General features: G+C 74.3%; 12 protein-coding genes. 9 read left to right on the top strand and 3 right to left on the bottom strand.

Translation table 11 applies throughout. The annotated features are described in order from the left end of the window. Positions 1 to 146 precede the first annotated feature (146 nt). Entirely contained in the window at positions 147 to 521 is a 375-nt protein-coding gene (locus ACI79R_RS02460) for a hypothetical protein (protein WP_456571988.1), read from the top strand. Here ACI79R_RS02460 and hrpA read toward each other — a convergent pair whose 3' ends face one another. After that, the gene (gene hrpA / locus ACI79R_RS02455) at positions 522 to 4,514 is read right to left on the bottom strand and encodes an ATP-dependent RNA helicase HrpA (protein WP_456571987.1); all 3,993 of its coding nucleotides are present in this window, start codon (positions 4,512 to 4,514) and stop codon (positions 522 to 524) included. It abuts the gene before it with no gap. A gap of 233 nt (positions 4,515 to 4,747) precedes the next feature. On the opposite strand from hrpA, the gene ACI79R_RS02450 reads away from it, so the two are divergent. From ACI79R_RS02450 to ACI79R_RS02440, 3 genes are all read left to right on the top strand, one after another. Further along, a complete protein-coding gene (locus ACI79R_RS02450) occupies positions 4,748 to 5,260 on the top strand; it encodes a MarR family winged helix-turn-helix transcriptional regulator (protein WP_456571986.1) in 513 nt (170 codons plus the stop codon). Beyond that, on the top strand, positions 5,257 to 7,023 hold the full coding sequence (locus ACI79R_RS02445; protein WP_456571985.1) for an MDR family MFS transporter: 1,767 nt from the start codon (positions 5,257 to 5,259) through the stop codon (positions 7,021 to 7,023). Before ACI79R_RS02450 ends, ACI79R_RS02445 begins: the two co-directional genes overlap by 4 nt. 88 nt (positions 7,024 to 7,111) lie before the next feature. Beyond that, positions 7,112 to 8,905, top strand: a complete 1,794-nt coding sequence (locus ACI79R_RS02440) for an acyl-CoA dehydrogenase (protein ID WP_456571984.1) — start codon at positions 7,112 to 7,114, stop codon at positions 8,903 to 8,905. A gap of 49 nt (positions 8,906 to 8,954) precedes the next feature. Here the strand turns inward: ACI79R_RS02440 and ACI79R_RS02435 are convergent, their stop codons facing one another. Continuing rightward, positions 8,955 to 9,104, bottom strand: coding sequence for a hypothetical protein (locus ACI79R_RS02435; protein ID WP_456571983.1), 150 nt, complete (start codon positions 9,102 to 9,104; stop codon positions 8,955 to 8,957). Positions 9,105 to 9,326: 222 nt separating this feature from the next. Between ACI79R_RS02435 and ACI79R_RS02430 the strand changes: the two genes are divergently transcribed. After that, a complete protein-coding gene (locus ACI79R_RS02430) occupies positions 9,327 to 10,844 on the top strand; it encodes an MFS transporter (RefSeq protein ID WP_456571982.1) in 1,518 nt (505 codons plus the stop codon). A gap of 94 nt (positions 10,845 to 10,938) precedes the next feature. After that, positions 10,939 to 11,982, top strand: coding sequence for a YihY/virulence factor BrkB family protein (locus ACI79R_RS02425; RefSeq protein WP_456571981.1), 1,044 nt, complete (start codon positions 10,939 to 10,941; stop codon positions 11,980 to 11,982). A 61-nt stretch (positions 11,983 to 12,043) separates the two neighbouring features. Here ACI79R_RS02425 and ACI79R_RS02420 read toward each other — a convergent pair whose 3' ends face one another. Next, positions 12,044 to 12,751: a hemerythrin domain-containing protein gene (locus ACI79R_RS02420; protein WP_456571980.1), complete on the bottom strand. Its 708-nt coding sequence runs from the start codon at positions 12,749 to 12,751 to the stop codon at positions 12,044 to 12,046. A gap of 149 nt (positions 12,752 to 12,900) precedes the next feature. On the opposite strand from ACI79R_RS02420, the gene ACI79R_RS02415 reads away from it, so the two are divergent. The 3 genes from ACI79R_RS02415 to phaZ all read left to right on the top strand — a co-directional run bounded on the left by ACI79R_RS02415 (position 12,901) and on the right by phaZ (position 16,750). Then, positions 12,901 to 14,079 (top strand): acyl-CoA dehydrogenase family protein, encoded by a 1,179-nt coding sequence (locus ACI79R_RS02415; protein ID WP_456571979.1) that lies wholly within the window; start codon positions 12,901 to 12,903, stop codon positions 14,077 to 14,079. Between the two features lie 95 nt (positions 14,080 to 14,174). Next, entirely contained in the window at positions 14,175 to 15,923 is a 1,749-nt protein-coding gene (locus ACI79R_RS02410) for a PHA/PHB synthase family protein (protein WP_456571978.1), read from the top strand. Then, a complete protein-coding gene (phaZ, locus tag ACI79R_RS02405; protein WP_456571977.1) occupies positions 15,920 to 16,750 on the top strand; it encodes a poly(3-hydroxyalkanoate) depolymerase in 831 nt (276 codons plus the stop codon). The genes ACI79R_RS02410 and phaZ overlap by 4 nt, the downstream gene beginning before the upstream one ends. Positions 16,751 to 16,753: the final 3 nt, after the last annotated feature.

Genomic DNA, 16,753 nt, shown 5'->3' with positions numbered 1-16,753 from the left:
GCGCAACCTATCCGGCTCGCCGGGCAGGTGCAACCACCCTTGCATGGAGTGTCGGATTGCGTGTCACCTCGACTTGCACGCAAGGGGGGTTCAGGTGTGTAGTGGGCAACCGTATCGACAGCGACCCAACCTCGGCGAGGAGTCAGGTGAGCGCCAGCCCCCGGACGACGACCAGCACTGAGCCGGCGGTCGTCGCGCTCACCGGCCTGGTCGGCGCCATCGACGTCTGCATCGAGGAACTGGGCACCGCCCGCCGCCGCGCCGTCGACCTGCTCGCGCAGCGCTCCTCCGGCCGGCCCTGGCTGGAGATCGTCACCGCGGAGTCCCGGCCCCTGGTGGTGGAGAGCGTGAGCTCGGTGCTCGCCGCGCTCGCCACCGCCGGCAGCGCCTGGCGGCGCGAGCAGGCCCGCGCGCTGCACGACGAGCAGGTCAGCATCAACCGGATCGCGGCGCTGTTCGGCGTCACCCGGCAGCGGATCTCGGCCCTGCTGCGCGAGCAGGGCAACGCCGCCGCGGACTGATCAGGCCGGCACCCGGTCGAGCACCTGGTCGATGGCCTTGTAGACCCGCTGCTCGGACACCGGCCGGGGCGTGCCGATCGTCTGGGCGAACAGGCCCACCCGGAGCTCCTCGACCATCCAGCGGATCCGGGCCACCGGGTCGTCCGGACCCCCGGTCGGCGGCACCGAGCGGCGCAGCTGCTCGTACTCGGCGGTCACCGCGGCCACCTGCGCCATCCAGAGCTCGTCGCGGACGGCGTTGGCCGGCAGCTTCTCCAGCCGGTGCGCCATCGCCCTGAGGTACCGCACCAGGTCGGGCAGCCGCCGGCGGCCCGCGGCGGCGACGAACCCCTTGTGCAGCAGGCCGCCCATCTGCCGGCGCAGGTCGGCGACCGCCGCCTCCGGCACCCGCCGGCCGGGCGCCGCCCCGATGGCGACGGCGACCTCGCGGGCCTGGGTGAGCACCGCCTCCACCCGGCGGACGGCGTCCTGGGTGAGCGGCAGCAGCTCGGTGCGGGCCCGCTCGACGAGCGCCCGGAACGCGGCCTCGTCCCGCGGCGGCCCGCCGCCCGCGGCGACCAGCTCGTCGGCGGCGGCGTCGACGCAGTCGGCCACCAGGTCGGGGATCTCGCCGTCCGGGTTGAACTGCAGGGCCAGCCGGGTCCGCGGGGACAGCCCCTTGACCACCTGCCGCACCGGCGACCCGGCGACCAGCACCAGCAGCCGGCGGGCGCCCCGCCAGGCCAGCCGGGCGGCCTCGGCCTCGGTGGCCACCACCCGGACGCCGGCCGTTCCCCCCTCGTCGACCAGCGCGGGGTAGGCGGTCACGACGTGCCCGCCGCGCTGCACCTCGACGGTGCGCGGCAGCGTGCCGATCGTCCAGTCGGTCAGCCCGGTGCGCTCGTAGGTCGACGCCGCGCGGGCCAGGCTGGCTCGCGCCTGCGGCGCCACCTGCGCGCGCAGCGCGGCGAGGTCCTTGCCCTGGGCCAGCGGCCGCTGCCGGTCGTCGACCACCCGGAACGTCGCCCGCAGGTGGTCGGGCACCTGGTCCGGCGCCCACGCGTCCGGCGGGACGACGATCGCCGCCGATCGGCGCAGCTCGCGCTCCAGCGCCGGCAGCAGCGGCTCGGTGGGGTCGATGTGGGGGAGCACCTCGCGCACCCGGTCGGGGATGGGCACCAGCGCCCGGCGCAGCTGCTTGGGCAGCGTGCGCAGCAGCGCGGTGACCAGCTCCTCGCGCAGCCCGGGCACGGTGAAGGCCAGCGACTCCCCGGAGGTGCGCTCGGCGACGGTGTCCAGGACCGCGAGCGGGACGTCGACGGTCACGCCGTCCTCCGGCGTGCCGGGTGCGAACGCGTAGGAGAGCGGCAGGGTCAGCCCCTGGCTCAGCGGCACCTGGTCCGGGTAGTCCTCGGCGCGCACCTGCCCGGCCGCGGCCGCGTTGGTGAGCATCTCGGGCGTGAGGGTGAGCAGCTCGGGGGTCTCCCGGCGGGCGGCCTTCCACCACCGGTCGAAGTGCCGGGTGGAGACGACGTCGGCGGGGATGCGGGCGTCGTAGAGCTCGAACAGCGTCTCGTCGTCCACCCGGATGTCGCGGCGGCGGGCCCGCTCCTCCAGCTCCGCGACCCGCTCGATCGCGCGCTGGTTGTCGGCCCAGAACCGGTGGTGCGTCGTCCACTCGCCCTGCACCAGGGCGTGCCGGATGAACAGCTCGCGGGAGACCACCGGGTCGATGGAGCCGTACTGCACGCGGCGGCCGACCACGAGCGGGATGCCGTAGAGGGTGACCCGCTCCGTGGCGACCACCGATCCGCGCTGGGCGTCCCAGCGGGGCTCGGAGTACTGCCGCTTGACCAGGTGGTCGGCGAGCTTCTCGACCACCTCCGGGTCGATCCGGGCGACGGTGCGGGCGAACAGCCGGCTGGTCTCGACCAGCTCCGCGGCGACCACCCAGCGCGGCGGCTTCTTCGCCAGCGGGGTGCCTGGGGCGAGGACGAAGCGGGCGTTGCGGGCGCCGAGGTACTCGCGGCTGCCGCGCCGCCGCTCGCCGTCCTTGGTCCCCTGCTTGCGGGGCTCCTCCACCTGGACGCCGACCTGGGAGAGCAGGCCGGCCAGCAGCGCGGTGTGCACGCCGCGCTCGTCGGGCTCGGCGGCGAGCTCGCCGACGGCCATGCCCAGCCGGCGGGCGGTGCTGCGCAGCTGGCCGTGCAGGTCCTGCCACTCGCGGATGCGCAGGTAGTGGAGGAACTCGCGCTTGACCGTCCGGCGGAACTGGTTGCCCGACAGGGCCTCCTGCTGCTCGGTGAGGTACCGCCACAGGTTGAGCAGGGCCAGGAAGTCGGAGTGCTCGTCGGCGAACCGGGCGTGCATCTGGTCGGCGGCCTGCTGGTGCTCGGCCGGCCGCTCGCGGGGGTCCTGGATGGTCAGCCCCGCGGCGATGACCAGCACCTCCTCGAGCACGCCGCGCCGGTCGGCCTCGACGACCATGCGGGCCAGCCGCGGGTCCAGCGGCAGCGCGGCCAGCGCGCGGCCGGTGGGGGTGAGCCCGCCGTCGGGGTCGAGCGCGCCGAGCTCCTCGAGCAGCGCCAGGCCGTCGGCGACCGCGCGCCGGTCCGGCGGGTCGAGGAAGGGGAACTCCTCGACGTCGCCCAGCCCGAGGGCGGCCATCTGCAGCAGGACGGCGGCCAGGCTGGTGCGCAGGATCTCCGGATCGGTGTACTCCGGGCGGGAGAGGAAGTCCTCCTCGCTGTACAGCCGGATCGCGATGCCGTCGGAGGTGCGCCCGCAGCGCCCCGAGCGCTGCCGGGCCGAGGCCTGGCTGATCGGCTCGATCGGCAGCCGCTGCACCTTCGTACGCGCGCTGTAGCGGCTGATGCGGGCGGTGCCCGGGTCGACGACGTAGCGGATGCCCGGCACGGTCAGCGAGGTCTCGGCGACGTTCGTGGCCAGGACGACGCGGCGGCCGGTGTGCGGCTGGAACACCCGGTGCTGGTCGGCGGCCGACAGGCGGGAGTAGAGCGGCAGGACCTCCACGCCGGGGAAGCGCTCGGTGAGCACGTCGGCGGTGTCGCGGATCTCCCGCTCGCCGGCGAGGAAGACCAGGACGTCGCCCGGGCCCTCGGCGGTCAGCTCCTCGACCGCGTCGGCGATCGCGGTCACCTGGTCGCGGTCGGGGTCGGCGGCCGGGTCGCCCTCGGGCGCGTCCGGGTCGACCACCGGGCGGTAGCGGACCTCCACCGGGTAGGTGCGGCCGCTGACCTCCACGACGGGGACCTCGGCGCCATCGGCGCCGAAGTGCTTCGCGATGCGCTCGACGTCGATGGTCGCCGAGGTGATGACGACCTTGAGGTCGGGCCGGCGCGGGAGGATGCGGGCCAGGTAGCCCAGCAGGAAGTCGATGTTGAGGCTGCGCTCGTGCGCCTCGTCGATGATCAGCGTGTCGTACTGGCGCAGCAGCCGGTCGTGCGCGATCTCGGCGAGCAGGACGCCGTCGGTCATGACCTTGACCAGCGTGGCGTCGCCGACCTGGTCGGTGAAGCGGACCTTCCAGCCGACGACGTCGCCCAGGGGCCGCTCCAGCTCCTCGGCGATCCGCTCGGCGACGGTGCGCGCGGCGATGCGGCGCGGCTGGGTGTGCCCGATCCGGCCGCGCACGCCGCGGCCGAGCTCGAGGGCGATCTTGGGCAGCTGGGTGGTCTTGCCCGAACCGGTCTCCCCGGCGACCACGACCACCTGGTGCGCGGCCAGCGCCGCGGCGATGTCGTCGCGCCGCTCGGTCACCGGCAGTGCCGGCGGGTAGCTCACCGGCGGGACGGCGGCCCGGCGGCGGGCGATGCGCTCCTCGGCCGCCGCGACGTCGGCGGCGATGCGGGCGCGCTGGCGGGCGCGCGCCTCGGCGTCACGGGTGCGGCGGGTGCCGTCGAGCCGGCGGCGCAGCCGGTGCTCGTCCTCGAGCGTCAGACCGGCCAGCCGGGCGCGCAGGTCGTCGGCGACCACGGGCGGATCGGCGGGCACGGTCGGTCCTCTCACTGGGCAGGGGTGGCGGCAGCACCGCCGCGGGGGCACGGGAGTGCGGGCACGGGCGCGGGGTACCGCCTCCCAGGATCGCACCGCGCCCGGCCGGTTCCGGCGACCGTGGCGCAGAACACGATCCATGCACCGCACAACTGGATGCGTGCATCCAGCAACAGGTTGTACCGTGCATGTGTTCCCGGCCGTCCGGCCGCCCTCCTCCCCGCGGAGTGCCCGTGTCCCCTTCGCAGGACCTCGAGCAGCGGGACCGGCAGGCCGAGCTGCGCGCCCTCGGCGAGCAGCTGCCCCGCCTGATGCGGGTCGTGCAGGCCCTGAAGTCGGCGCACACCACCCCGGGCCGGGACCGCGCCGCGCTCGTGCTGCTCTACCCGCTGGTGCGACTCGGGCCGCTGCGCCAGGGCGCGCTCGCCGAGCAGGTCCACGCCGACCCCTCGACGGTGAGCCGGCACGTCGCCGTCCTCGTCGAGGACGGGCTGGTCCGGCGCGTCCCGGACGAGACCGACGGCCGGGCCAGCCGGCTGGTCGTCACCGACGCCGGCCACGCCGCGCTGGAGCAGCTCCGCGCCGAGCGCGAGGCCCACCTCGACCAGGTCACGGCCGGCTGGTCGGCCGACGAGCTGGCCGTCCTCACCCACTCCCTGCGCCGCCTCGTCGACGACCTGGCCGCCACCCTGCCCAGCGAGAGCGGCGAGCCCGCCCCCGCTCCGTCCCCGAGAGAGAACCGATGACCCAGACCAGCCGGGCGGCCGAGCGCACCGCCTCCCGCGCCGCCGCCTCCGCCCCGGACGCGAACGGCACGTTCACCCACCGGCAGATCGTCACGATCCTCGTCGGGCTGATGGTCGCGATGTTCCTCGCGGCCCTCGACCAGACCGTCGTCTCGACCGCGATCCGCACCATCGCCGACGACCTGCAGGGCTACGACCTGCAGGCCTGGGCGACGACGGCGTTCCTCATCACCTCGACGATCGCCACGCCGCTGTACGGCAAGCTCTCCGACATCTACGGCCGGCGGCCGTTCTACCTGTTCGCCATCGCCGTGTTCGTCGTCGGCTCCGTGCTCTGCGGCCTGGCCACCACGATGTACCAGCTCGCCGCGTTCCGGGCGGTCCAGGGGATCGGCGCCGGCGGCCTGATGTCGCTGGCCCTGGCCATCATCGGCGACATCGTGCCGCCGCGGGAGCGCTCCCGGTACCAGGGCTACTTCATGGCCGTCTTCGGCACCTCGAGCGTGCTCGGCCCGGTGATCGGCGGCTTCTTCGCCGGTCAGGGCTCGCTGGTCGGCATCGACGGCTGGCGCTGGATCTTCTACATCAACGTGCCGCTGGGCGTGCTGGCCTTCGCCGCCGTCTTCCGGGTGCTGCACCTGCCGCACGAGCGGCGCGAGCACCGCATCGACTGGCCCGGCGCGCTGGCGCTGATCACCTTCCTCGTGCCGCTGCTGATCGTCGCCGAGCAGGGCCGGATCTGGGGCTGGGCCTCGGGCCGCTCGCTGACCTGCTACGCCATCGGCGCCGTGGGCTTCGTGCTGTTCCTCCTGGCCGAGCGGGCCTACGGCGACGAGGCGCTGCTGCCGCTGCGGCTGTTCCGCAACCGCAGCTTCTCCGTCGTCGGCGTGGGCAGCGTGGTCATGGGCGCCGGCATGTTCGGCGGCCTGCTCCTCCTGCCTCAGTACCTGCAGATCGTCAGCGGCTCCAGCGCCACCGTCGCCGGCCTGCAGATGATCCCGCTGGTGCTCGGCATCATGACCGGCGCGATGAGCTCCGGCATCGCGATCTCGAAGACCGGCAAGTACAAGGTCTTCCCGCTCGTGGGCATCGTGTTCATGACCGCCGCGCTGCTGGCGATGTCGGTCATCGTCGACGCCGACACCTCCGTCTGGACGCTGGTGCCGTTCATGGTGCTGCTGGGCCTGGGCCTGGGCTTCAACTTCCAGCCGGCGATCCTCGCCGTCCAGAACGCCGTCTCGCCGCGCGAGATGGGCGTGGCCACCTCCTCGGTCACGTTCTTCCGGCAGATGGGCGGCACGATCGGCACCGCGGTGTTCCTGTCGCTGCTGTTCTCCCGGCTCCCGGTGGACATCGAGACGGCGCTGACCTCCTCGACCGACCCGCGGGTGCAGCAGGCGCTGGCCGGCGGTCAGCTGCAGGGCGGCGGTGACCTGTCGGACACCTCGTTCATCCAGACCCTGCCGCCGTACCTGGCCGCGCCCTTCAAGACCGGGTTCTCGACCTCCATCGACCTGGTCTTCCTCATCGCCGCCTGCGTCGTGGCGATCGGGTTCTTCGTGTTCCTGTTCCTGCCGCAACTGGCGCTCAGCGACAAGTCCGGCATCCAGGCCCGCCAGGCCGGCGGCGGGACCGCGGGCGAGCCCACGGGCGCCGACGCCGGCGCGCAGGCCGTGCAGGCCGCGGGTGCGGCGGCCCCGACCTCCACCGCTCCCCCGGTCGGCCGGCCCGGCGACGCGGCGACGGCGGACGGCGCCCGCTGACGACGCGGGGCGGCGCGCCCCCGGCCTATCGTGGGCCGTCGGGCGCCGCCGCCCCGCACCTCCCGCCGCCGTCGTCCGGAGAAGCCCCGTGCCGTCCTCGCTGATCCTGTCCCGCCGCGACCTGGACTTCCTGCTCTACGACTGGCTCGACGTCGAGAGCCTGGTGAAGCGGCCGCGCTTCGCCGAGCACTCCCGCGAGACCTTCGACGCGGTGCTGGAGCTCGCCGAGGAGATCGCGACGGAGCACTTCGCGCCGCACAACCGCACCGCCGACGAGCACGAGCCGCGGTTCGTCGACGGCCGGGTGGAGATGATCCCGGAGGTCGGGCAGGCGCTCGCGGTGTTCCGCGAGTCGGGGATCATGGCCGGCACCTTCGACGAGGAGTACGGCGGCATGCAGCTGCCGCAGACCGTCGGCCAGGCCGCGTTCGCCTGGTTCAAGGCGGCCAACGTGGGCACCTCGAGCTATCCGTTCCTGACGATGGGCAACGCCCGGCTGCTGCTGGCGCACGGCTCGCAGCAGCAGAAGGACACCTTCGTGCGGCCGATGCTCGAGGGCCGCTGGTTCGGCACGATGGCGCTGTCGGAGCCGCAGGCCGGCTCCTCGCTCGCCGACATCACCACCCGCGCCGAGCCGCAGGACGACGGCACCTACCGGCTCACCGGCAACAAGATGTGGATCTCGGCCGGCGACCACGAGCTGACCGAGAACATCGTCCACCTGGTGCTGGCCAAGATCCCCGGCGGCCCGCCCGGGGTGAAGGGCATCTCGCTGTTCGTCGTCCCCAAGGTGCTGGTCGCCGAGGACGGCTCGCTCGGGGAGCGCAACGACGTCGTCCTCGCCGGGCTCAACCACAAGATGGGCTACCGCGGGACGACGAACACGCTGCTGAACTTCGGCGAGGGCGTGCACCGCCCCGGCGGCCGGCCCGGCGCGGTCGGGTACCTGGTCGGGGAGCCGCACCAGGGGCTCTCCTACATGTTCCACATGATGAACGAGGCCCGGATCGGCGTCGGGATGGGCGCGACCGTCCTCGGCTACACCGGCTACCTGCACGCGCTGGAGTACGCGCGCACCCGCACCCAGGGCCGCCCGGCCACCAGCAAGGACCCGTCCACGCCGATGGTGCGGCTGGTCGACCACCCCGACGTCCGGCGGATGCTGCTGGCGGCCAAGAGCTACGCGCAGGGCGGGCTGGCGCTGGGCCTGTACTGCGCGCGGCTGGTCGACGAGGAGCGCACCGGCGAGACCGAGGAGGACCGCCGCCGCGCGCACCTGCTGCTCGACGTCCTGACGCCGATCGCCAAGGCGTGGCCCTCGCAGTGGGGACCGGTCGCCGACGACCTCGCCATCCAGGTGCACGGCGGCTACGGGTACACCCGCGACTACCCGGTCGAGCAGTTCTACCGGGACAACCGGCTCAACCCGATCCACGAGGGCACCAACGGCATCCAGGCCCTGGACCTGCTCGGCCGCAAGGTGACGATGCAGGGCGGGGCCGGGCTGGCGCTGCTGGCCGGGACGATCACCGCGACGACCGCGCGGGCGGCCGGCACGCCGTTCGCCGACCTCGCCGCCGACGTCGACGCCGCGGTCGCCCGCCTGGTCTCGGTCACCGGCACGCTGTGGGGCACCGGCGACCCCGCGCTGGCCCTGGCCAACGCCAGCGCCTACCTCGACGCCGCCGGGCACCTGGTCGTCGCCTGGCTGTGGCTGGAGCAGGCGCTGGCCACCGGGGACGACGACGGCGACTTCGCCCGCGGCAAGCGGGCCGCGGCGCGGTACTTCCAGCGCTGGGAGCTCCCGAAGGTGCACCCCTGGCTGGACCTGCTGGAGTCGCTGGACCGGACCGTCCTGGACACCGACGAGCGCTGCCTCTGAGGCGCCGCGGCTCGGGCTCGTCGCGGGCTCGCGAGCGGGGGCGCTGCTGCTATGCCGCGTGTGCCCCCACGCGCTCGGCACCCCGGGCGGCGCGGTTGCCGCTGCTGGCGGCGCGCTGCTCGGCCTCGTACCGGGAGGTCGTCGAGGTGCCCATCAGGATCACCAGGCCGGTCAGGACCAGGAAACCGATCAGGGTCACGGTCGGCCACAACACCATCTGAGAACTCCCCCTGCTGTGCTCGTCGCCGGCCCGCTCGGTGCCGCGGGCGGCGTCGTGTTCGGGGTGGTGTGTCCCCCGTCCGGCACCGTTCCAATCGTCGATATGCAGTTGTGACCTGACCGTGTGTGATCGACTTCACGTCTCGTCCCCGGCGCGGGACCGCCCGGCCGGCACCCGCGCCGCCGTGGTGTCATCGACGGCGTGGACGCCGACGCCGAGGCCAGCCCGGCAGGCGGCGATCCCGCCGAGCGCACGCCGCGGGCCGGCCTGCTGGTCCTGGCCCTCTCCCTCGGGGTGACCACCCTCTCGCTGCTGCAGAGCCTCGTGGTGCCGGTGCTGGACCGGATCGGCGACCAGCTCGAGGTGTCGGCGACGGCGGCCGGCTGGGTGCTGACCGCCAACCTGCTGGCCGCCGCGGTGTTCACCCCCGTGCTCGGCCGGCTGGGCGACCTGCGCGGGGAGCGGCCGGTGATGCTGGGCATCCTCACCGCGGTGGCGGCCGGCACGCTCCTGGCGCTGGTCGCGGAGTCGCTGCCGCTGCTGCTGGTCGCCCGGGTGCTCCAGGGCTCGTCGTACGGCCTGTTCCCGCTGTCGATCAGCGTGCTGCGCCGGGAACTGCCGGCGCAGCGGCTGAGCGTGGCGATGTCGGTGGTGAGCAGCACCCTGGCCGTCGGCGGGGTCGTGGGGCTGGTCGGCACCGGCCTGCTCACCCACCCCGGCTCCTCCTACCGCGATCCGTTCTGGATCGGGCTCGCGGTGTCGGTGGTCTCGCTGGCCCTGGCCGTCGTCGCCCTCCCCCGCCGGCCGGCCACCGCCACCGGCCGGGTCGACTGGTGGGGCGCGCTGGTGCTCGGCCTGGGCCTGGTGCTGCTGCTCCTGCCGGTCTCGCAGGGCGCGACCTGGGGGTGGACCTCGCCGGCCACGATCGGCTGCGCGGCGGGTGCGGTCGTCGTCCTGGCCGGCTGGGCGGTGCTCCAGCAGCGGCGCACCGATCCGCTGGTCCGCCCGGCGCTGCTCACCTCGCCCCGCACGTTGGTGCCCAACCTGGCCGGCCTGATGACCGGCATCGGGCTGTTCGTGTCGTTCCTGTTCGTCATGCAGTACGTGCAGATCCCGCCGGAGCTGACCGGCTACGGCTTCGGCGCGAGCGTGCTCGAGGCGGCGGTGGTCTACCTGCTGCCCGGCGGCATCGTCGGCATCGTCCTGGCGCCGGTCGCCGGCCGGGTGGTCACCCGGATCGGCGCGCTCCCCACGCTGCTGGCCGGGGCGGCGTTCGGCCTGGCCGGGTTCCTGGTGCTGGCGCTGCTGCGCGAGGAGCCGTGGCTGGTGGTCGCCGCCGGGCTCCTCGGGCAGCTGTGGGTGACCGTCGCCTTCGCCGCGCTGCCGACCCTCGTCGTGCAGGCGGTGCCGCCGGAGGAGACCGGGGTGGCCAACGCGGTCAACTCCATCTCCCGCTCGGTCGGCCAGGCGGTCGGCAGCGCCCTCACCACCACCCTGCTGGCCGCCGCGGTCCTGCCGGCCACCGGCCTGCCCCGCGCCGGCGCCTTCACCACGGTCGCCCTGATCGGCGTCGGCGCGGCGGGTGCGGTCGCCGTCGTCGCGCTGGCCGGCATGTACCTGGGCCGGGGCCGGCCGCCGGCCGGGCCGGACCCCCTGGCCGAGGTCGAGCGGGCCACCGCGCGGGCCGGGGAGTGGTCACCCGTCAGCGGGGTGCGCTGACCGCGACGCGCCGGTCGTCGCCGGGGCCCGCATGGAACGACACCGTCCGGGGCATCGAGGACCGCAGATCCCATCCCCAGACCGGAGGACGTCGATGGCCCGCCCCACCGGCTCACGCAGCGCGACCAGCGCTGACAAGGAGACCCGCTTCTCCGGCAACGTCGCCGGCGACCCCGCCCCGCAGGACGACAGCGTCAACGGCCTGCGCTCGGACTACGCCCCCGAGGGCGCCGACCCCAAGCCCACGACCGGCGGCACGCTCAAGCGCACGCTCAAGGAGTTCAGCGAGGACAACCTCACCGACTGGGCCGCCGCGCTGACCTACTACGGCGTGCTCGCGCTGTTCCCGGCGCTGATCGCCCTGGTGTCGATCGTCGGCCTGGTGGTCGACCCCCAGACGCTCTCCGACGCGCTCACCACGATCGTCCCCGGCTCCGCCGCCGCGACGATCAACCCGGTCATCCAGCAGATCGCCGGCAACACCGCCACGGCCGGCTTCGGCCTGGTCATCGGTCTCGCCGCGGCCATCTGGTCGGCGTCGGGCTACGTCGGCGCCTTCACCCGCGCGGCCAACGTGGTCTACGAGACGCCCGAGGGGCGCAAGATCTGGAAGCTCAAGCCGCTCCAGCTGCTGGTCACCCTGATCGGCGTCCTGTTCGCGGCGGTCATCGTCGCCGCCGTCGTGGTCAGCGGCCCCGTGGCCGACGCCATCGGCCAGGCCCTGGGCCTGGGCAGCACCGTGACCACGGTCTGGAACATCGCCAAGTGGCCGGTGATCGTGGTCCTGGTCGCCCTGATGATCGCCGTCCTGTACTACGCCACGCCCAACGTCCGGCTCCGCGGCTTCAAGTTCGTCAGCCCCGGTGCCGGCGTGGCGATCCTGGTGTGGGCGGTGGCCTCGGCCCTGTTCGCCTTCTACGTGGCCAACTTCGGCAGCTACAACAAGACCTACGGGGCGCTGGCCGGCGTGGTCATCTTCCTCATCTGGTTCTGGCTGACCAACGTCGCCCTGCTCTTCGGCATCGAGCTCGACGCCGAGATCGAGCGGACCAAGGAGCTGAAGGAGGGCGTGCCGCGGGCCGAGAAGGAGATCCAGCTCGACGCGCGGGCCGAGCCCAAGCGCCAGCAGACGACCTGACGCCCGGCACACGCAGGAGGGCCCGGTTCCCCGAGGGGAGCCGGGCCCTCCTGGCGTCTGCTCAGCGGCTGGTCGGCGGCTCGTCGCCCCGGCGGGCCGGGGGCGTGCGCTCGACCAGGCCCGCGAGGCCGGCGAGGCCGCGGCTGACCGCCTCCCCGACGGGGACGAGCGCGGCGGGGGCGCGGCGCACCCCGGCGTCGACCAGGTCGCGGCTGCGGTCCAGCAGCGACAGCGGCAGCGCCGAGACCGCGTTGCCCGGCGGACGCCGCGCCACGGTCGGGTGCGGGCGGGTCGGCGCGATCCGGCGGACCAGCTCCCACTGCCGGCCCAGCCGGCGCAGCTCGTGCGGGTCCAGTCGCTCCTGCAGCCGGGGCAGCAGCACGTCCTCCTCGTCGCGGACGTCCTCGCGGAGCACCTCGACCAGGCGGGCCAGCCGCTCCGGCCGGCGGGGGTCGTCCAGCCCGCCCTCCTCGAGGGCGCTGACCAGCTCGTTGACCTCCTGGTGCTCCTCCTCCACCCGCAGGGTCAGGGCGTCGCCGTCGGGCAGCACCCGGCGGATGGCCGGCCACAGCACGGCCTCCTCGGCGAAGGCGTGGCTGAACACCAGCCGGTCGATGCGGGTGAGCACCTCCTCCTGGGCGCGGCCGGTGGCGCCGTCGAGCTCGTGCAGGAGCCGGTCGAGCTCGATGTGGTCGCGGCGCTGGCGGGCGAGGACGCTGCCGGCGCCGCCGAGCTCCTCCACGGTCTGGTCGGCGATGGATCGGGGCACGGGGTACCTCTCTGGTGCAAGGGGGCAGCGCGCACTGCTGGACGCTGCCCTCCCCGTGCCCGCGCGCGGGGCCGGTCATGCGCGGCGCCGGTTGGCCCGGTGCGGCCCGGGTAGGGGCAGCGGGACCCCGACCCGCCTGGAGGCCGCCCGTGGACGCCCCGCCCGTCACCTCCGACTTCTACGAGCTCGAGGCGCTCCTCGACGAGGAGGACCGCGAGCGCCTGCACCGGGTGCGCGCCTTCATGGACGAGCAGGTGGAGCCGGTCATCAACGAGTACTGGACGCGGGGGGAGTTCCCCCGGCACCTGGTGCCCGGCCTCGCCGAGCTCGGCGTCGCGGGCGCCCAGTACTCGGGGTACGGCTCCCCGGGCCGGTCGGCCCTGTTCGACGGCATGGTGGCCATGGAGTTCTCGCGGGGCGACCCGTCGATCGCCACGTTCATGGGCGTCCACGGCGGGCTGGCCATGGGCACCCTGCACCTGTGCGCCTCCGAGGAGCAGAAGGAGCGCTGGCTGCCCGCGATGGCCCGCATGGAGCTGCTCGGCGCCTTCGGCCTCACCGAGCCCGAGCACGGCTCCGACGTCGCCCGCGGCCTGCAGACCACCGCCCGGCGGGACGGCGACGAGTGGGTCCTGACCGGGCAGAAGAAGTGGATCGGCAACGGCAGCTTCGCCGACCTGGTGGTCGTCTGGGCCCGCGACGAGGAGACCGACCGGGTGCTCGGGTTCGTCGTCGAGAAGGACAGCCCCGGCTACAGCGCGGTCGACCTCCAGGACAAGATCGCCCTGCGGGCGGTGCAGAACGCCCTAATCACGCTGGACGGCGTCCGCGTGCCCGAGGCCAACCGGCTCCAGGGGGCCAACAGCTTCCGCGACACCGCGAACGTGCTGCGCGCGACCCGGGTCAGCGTCGCCTGGTCGGCGGTGGGCTGCTCGCGCGGCGCCTACGAGCACGCGCTGCGCTACGCGCAGGGGCGCACCCAGTTCGGCAAGCCCATCACCGGCTTCCAGCTCGTGCAGGACCTGCTGTTCCGCATGCTCGGCAACATCACCGCTTCGGCGACGCTGTGCGCGCGGGCCTCGCAGCTGCAGGACTGCGGCATGCTGCGCGACGAGCACGCCTCGATGGCCAAGGCCTACAGCACCATGCGGATGCGCGAGACGGTCGGCTGGGCCCGCGAGCTCATGGGCGGCAACGGCATCCTGCTGGAGAACCACGTGGGCCGGTTCGTCGCCGACGCCGAGGCCATCTACTCCTACGAGGGCACCCGCGAGGTCAACAGCCTCATCGTCGGCCGGGCGGTGACCGGGGAGAGCGCCCTGGTCTGAGCACCCGCCGGGTGGCACCCCGGCACCTGTGGTTGAGTGGTCCGCGTCACAGGAGGCAGGTCACAGAACGGCGCCGTACCGCTGGGAGGCCGGGCATGTCGAGCCCCACCACCGCGCCCACCGCGAACCGCACCCGCTCACCCGCGACGGGGCCGGACGAGGCACCGGAGGCCGCCGCCGAGGCCGTCACCGGGCTGGACATGGTGCTGGTGGACGGCGCCCGCGGACCGCTGCGGCGCCTGGTGCCCCCCGCGCGGACGACGGCGCGGTTCGGCGCGGCGCTGGCCCGGCACCCCGACGCGGTGGCCCGCCGGGCCGGCACGCTGGTGCGCGACCTCGCCCGGATCACCGTGGGGCGGTCGGACATCGAGGCCTCGCCCAAGGACAAGCGCTTCGCCGACCCGGCCTGGCGCGGCAACCCCCTGCTGCACCGGGCCATGCAGGCGCACATCGCCGCCGCGCGGGCCGCCGTCGGCCTGGTCGACGACGCCGACCTCGACTGGCGGGACGACGAGCGCGTCCGGTTCACCCTGACCAACCTCGTCGACGCGCTGGCACCGAGCAACCTGCCGCCGCTGAACCCGCTGGCCTGGAAGGCGGTCATCGACACCGGCGGGCGCAACGCGGTGGAGGGCGTGCGCCGGCTGGTCGGCGACCTCACCTCTCCGCCGCGGGTGCCCTCCATGGTCGAGCCCGACGCCTTCACCGTCGGGGAGGACCTCGCCGTCACGCCCGGCGCGGTGGTGCTGCGGACGCCGGTGTTCGAGCTGATCCAGTACCGGCCGTCGACGCCGCGGGTGCGGCAGGTGCCGCTGGTGATCGTGCCGCCGACGATCAACAAGTACTACGTCACCGATCTCGCCCCCGGCCGCAGCATCGTCGAGCACTACGTCGCCGCCGGCCAGCAGGTGTTCATGATCAGCTGGCGGAACCCGACCGCCGAGCACGCCGACTGGGGGCTGGACACCTACGGCCAGGCCGTCCTCGACGCGATGGACGCCGCCGAGCGGATCACCGGCAGCGACCGGACCGCGCTCCAGGCGTTCTGCTCCGGCGGGATCATCACCGCGATGCTGCTGGCCCACCTGGCGGCCACCGGCGGGCTGCAGCGGATCGCCGCAGCCAGCTTCGCGGTCACCGTCCTGGACTGGTCGCGGGCCGGCACGGTGGGCGCGCTGATGGACGAGGAGGCCGTCCGCGAGGCGACGGAGAAGTCGCGCGAGCAGGGCTACCTCGACGGCGCGATGCTGGCCGAGGTCTTCGCCTGGCTGCGCCCCAACGACCTGGTGTGGAACTACTGGGTCAACAACTACCTGCAGGGCAAGCCGCCGCCGGCCTTCGACATCCTCTACTGGAACGCCGACACCACGCGGATGACCGCCGGGCTGCACCGCGACTTCATCGACATCGCGGTGCGCAACGCGCTGACCCGGCCGGGGGCGTCGACCATGCTCGGCACGCCGGTGGACCTCTCGGCGGTCGACGTCGACACCTACGTCACCGCCGGCATCGCCGACCACCTGTGCCCGTGGCAGGCCTGCTACCGGACCACCCAGCTGCTCGGCGGGCGCAGCCGGTTCGTGCTCTCCACGAACGGCCACATCGCCTCGCTGGTCAACCCGCCGGGCAATCCGAAGTCGACCTACCAGATCGCCCCGGAGACCCCGGCCGACCCCGACCGCTGGCTGGCCTCCGCCGAGAAGGTCAAGGGCTCGTGGTGGCCGGACTTCACGGCGTGGCTGGGCGAGCGGTGCGGGGACGAGATGCCCGCGCCGGAGACGCTGGGCTCGGCCGACCTGCCCGTCCTGGGCGACGCGCCGGGCACCTACGTGTTCGAGAAGTGACCGCCACCCGGCCCGGCAGCGGCGAGGACGTCCGCACCGTCAGCGCGGCGGGGCGGTCGCTGCGGGTGTCGGTGCGCGCCGGTGACGACGGCGTGCCGCCTCTGCTGTTGATGAACGGGATCGGGGCCAGTCTCGAGGTGCTGCAGCCCCTCGTCGACGCGCTGGACCCCCGGCGCACGGTGATCCGCTTCGACGTGCCGGGCGTGGGCGGCTCACCCCGCCCCGTGGTCCCCTACGTGCTCGGCACGCTCACCCCGGTGGTCGCCGGGATGCTGTCGCGCCTGGGCTACGACCGGCCGGTCGACGTCCTCGGGCTGTCGTGGGGCGGTGGGCTGGCCCAGCACTTCGCCGTCCAGCACCGCCGGCGGTGCCGGCGGCTCGTGCTCGCCGCGACCGGCACCGGCAGCCTCATGGTGCCCGCCGCCCCGCGGGTGCTCGGCCGGATGCTCACCCCCCGGCGGCACCGCGACCCGGAGTACGCCCGGCGGATCGCCGGTGACATCTACGGCGGCACGATGCGCAGCGACCCCGACCGGGCCGCGCGGGTGCTCCACGCCGCCGCCCGGGTGGGCCCGCGGCGCGGCTACTACTACCAGCTGGCCGCCGGCACCGGCTGGAGCAGCCTGCCGTTCCTGCGGCTGATCCGGCAGCCCACGCTGATCGTCGCGGGGGACGACGACCCGATCGTGCCGGTGGTCAACGCGCGGATGATGGCCCGGCTGCTGCCCGACGCCCGGCTGCACGTCTACCGCGGCGGGCACCTGGCGCTGCTGACCGAGGCGGCCGAGCTGGCGCCGGTGGTCGAGCGCTTCCTCGACGAGGACTGACCG

The sequence above is a fragment of the Blastococcus sp. SYSU D00820 genome (genome assembly GCF_054050695.1).
Note: the sequence above shows the minus strand (reverse complement) of the source record. Positions and strands in the feature narration are given on the sequence as shown.

Excerpts from the sequence above, each read along its gene's own strand:
- ACI79R_RS02445 (WP_456571985.1), top strand. The coding sequence starts at position 5,257 with ATGACCCAGACCAGCCGGGCGGCCGAGCGCACCGCCTCCCGCGCCGCC.
- ACI79R_RS02425 (WP_456571981.1), top strand. The coding sequence starts at position 10,939 with ATGGCCCGCCCCACCGGCTCACGCAGCGCGACCAGCGCTGACAAGGAG.
- ACI79R_RS02410 (WP_456571978.1), top strand. The coding sequence starts at position 14,175 with ATGTCGAGCCCCACCACCGCGCCCACCGCGAACCGCACCCGCTCACCC.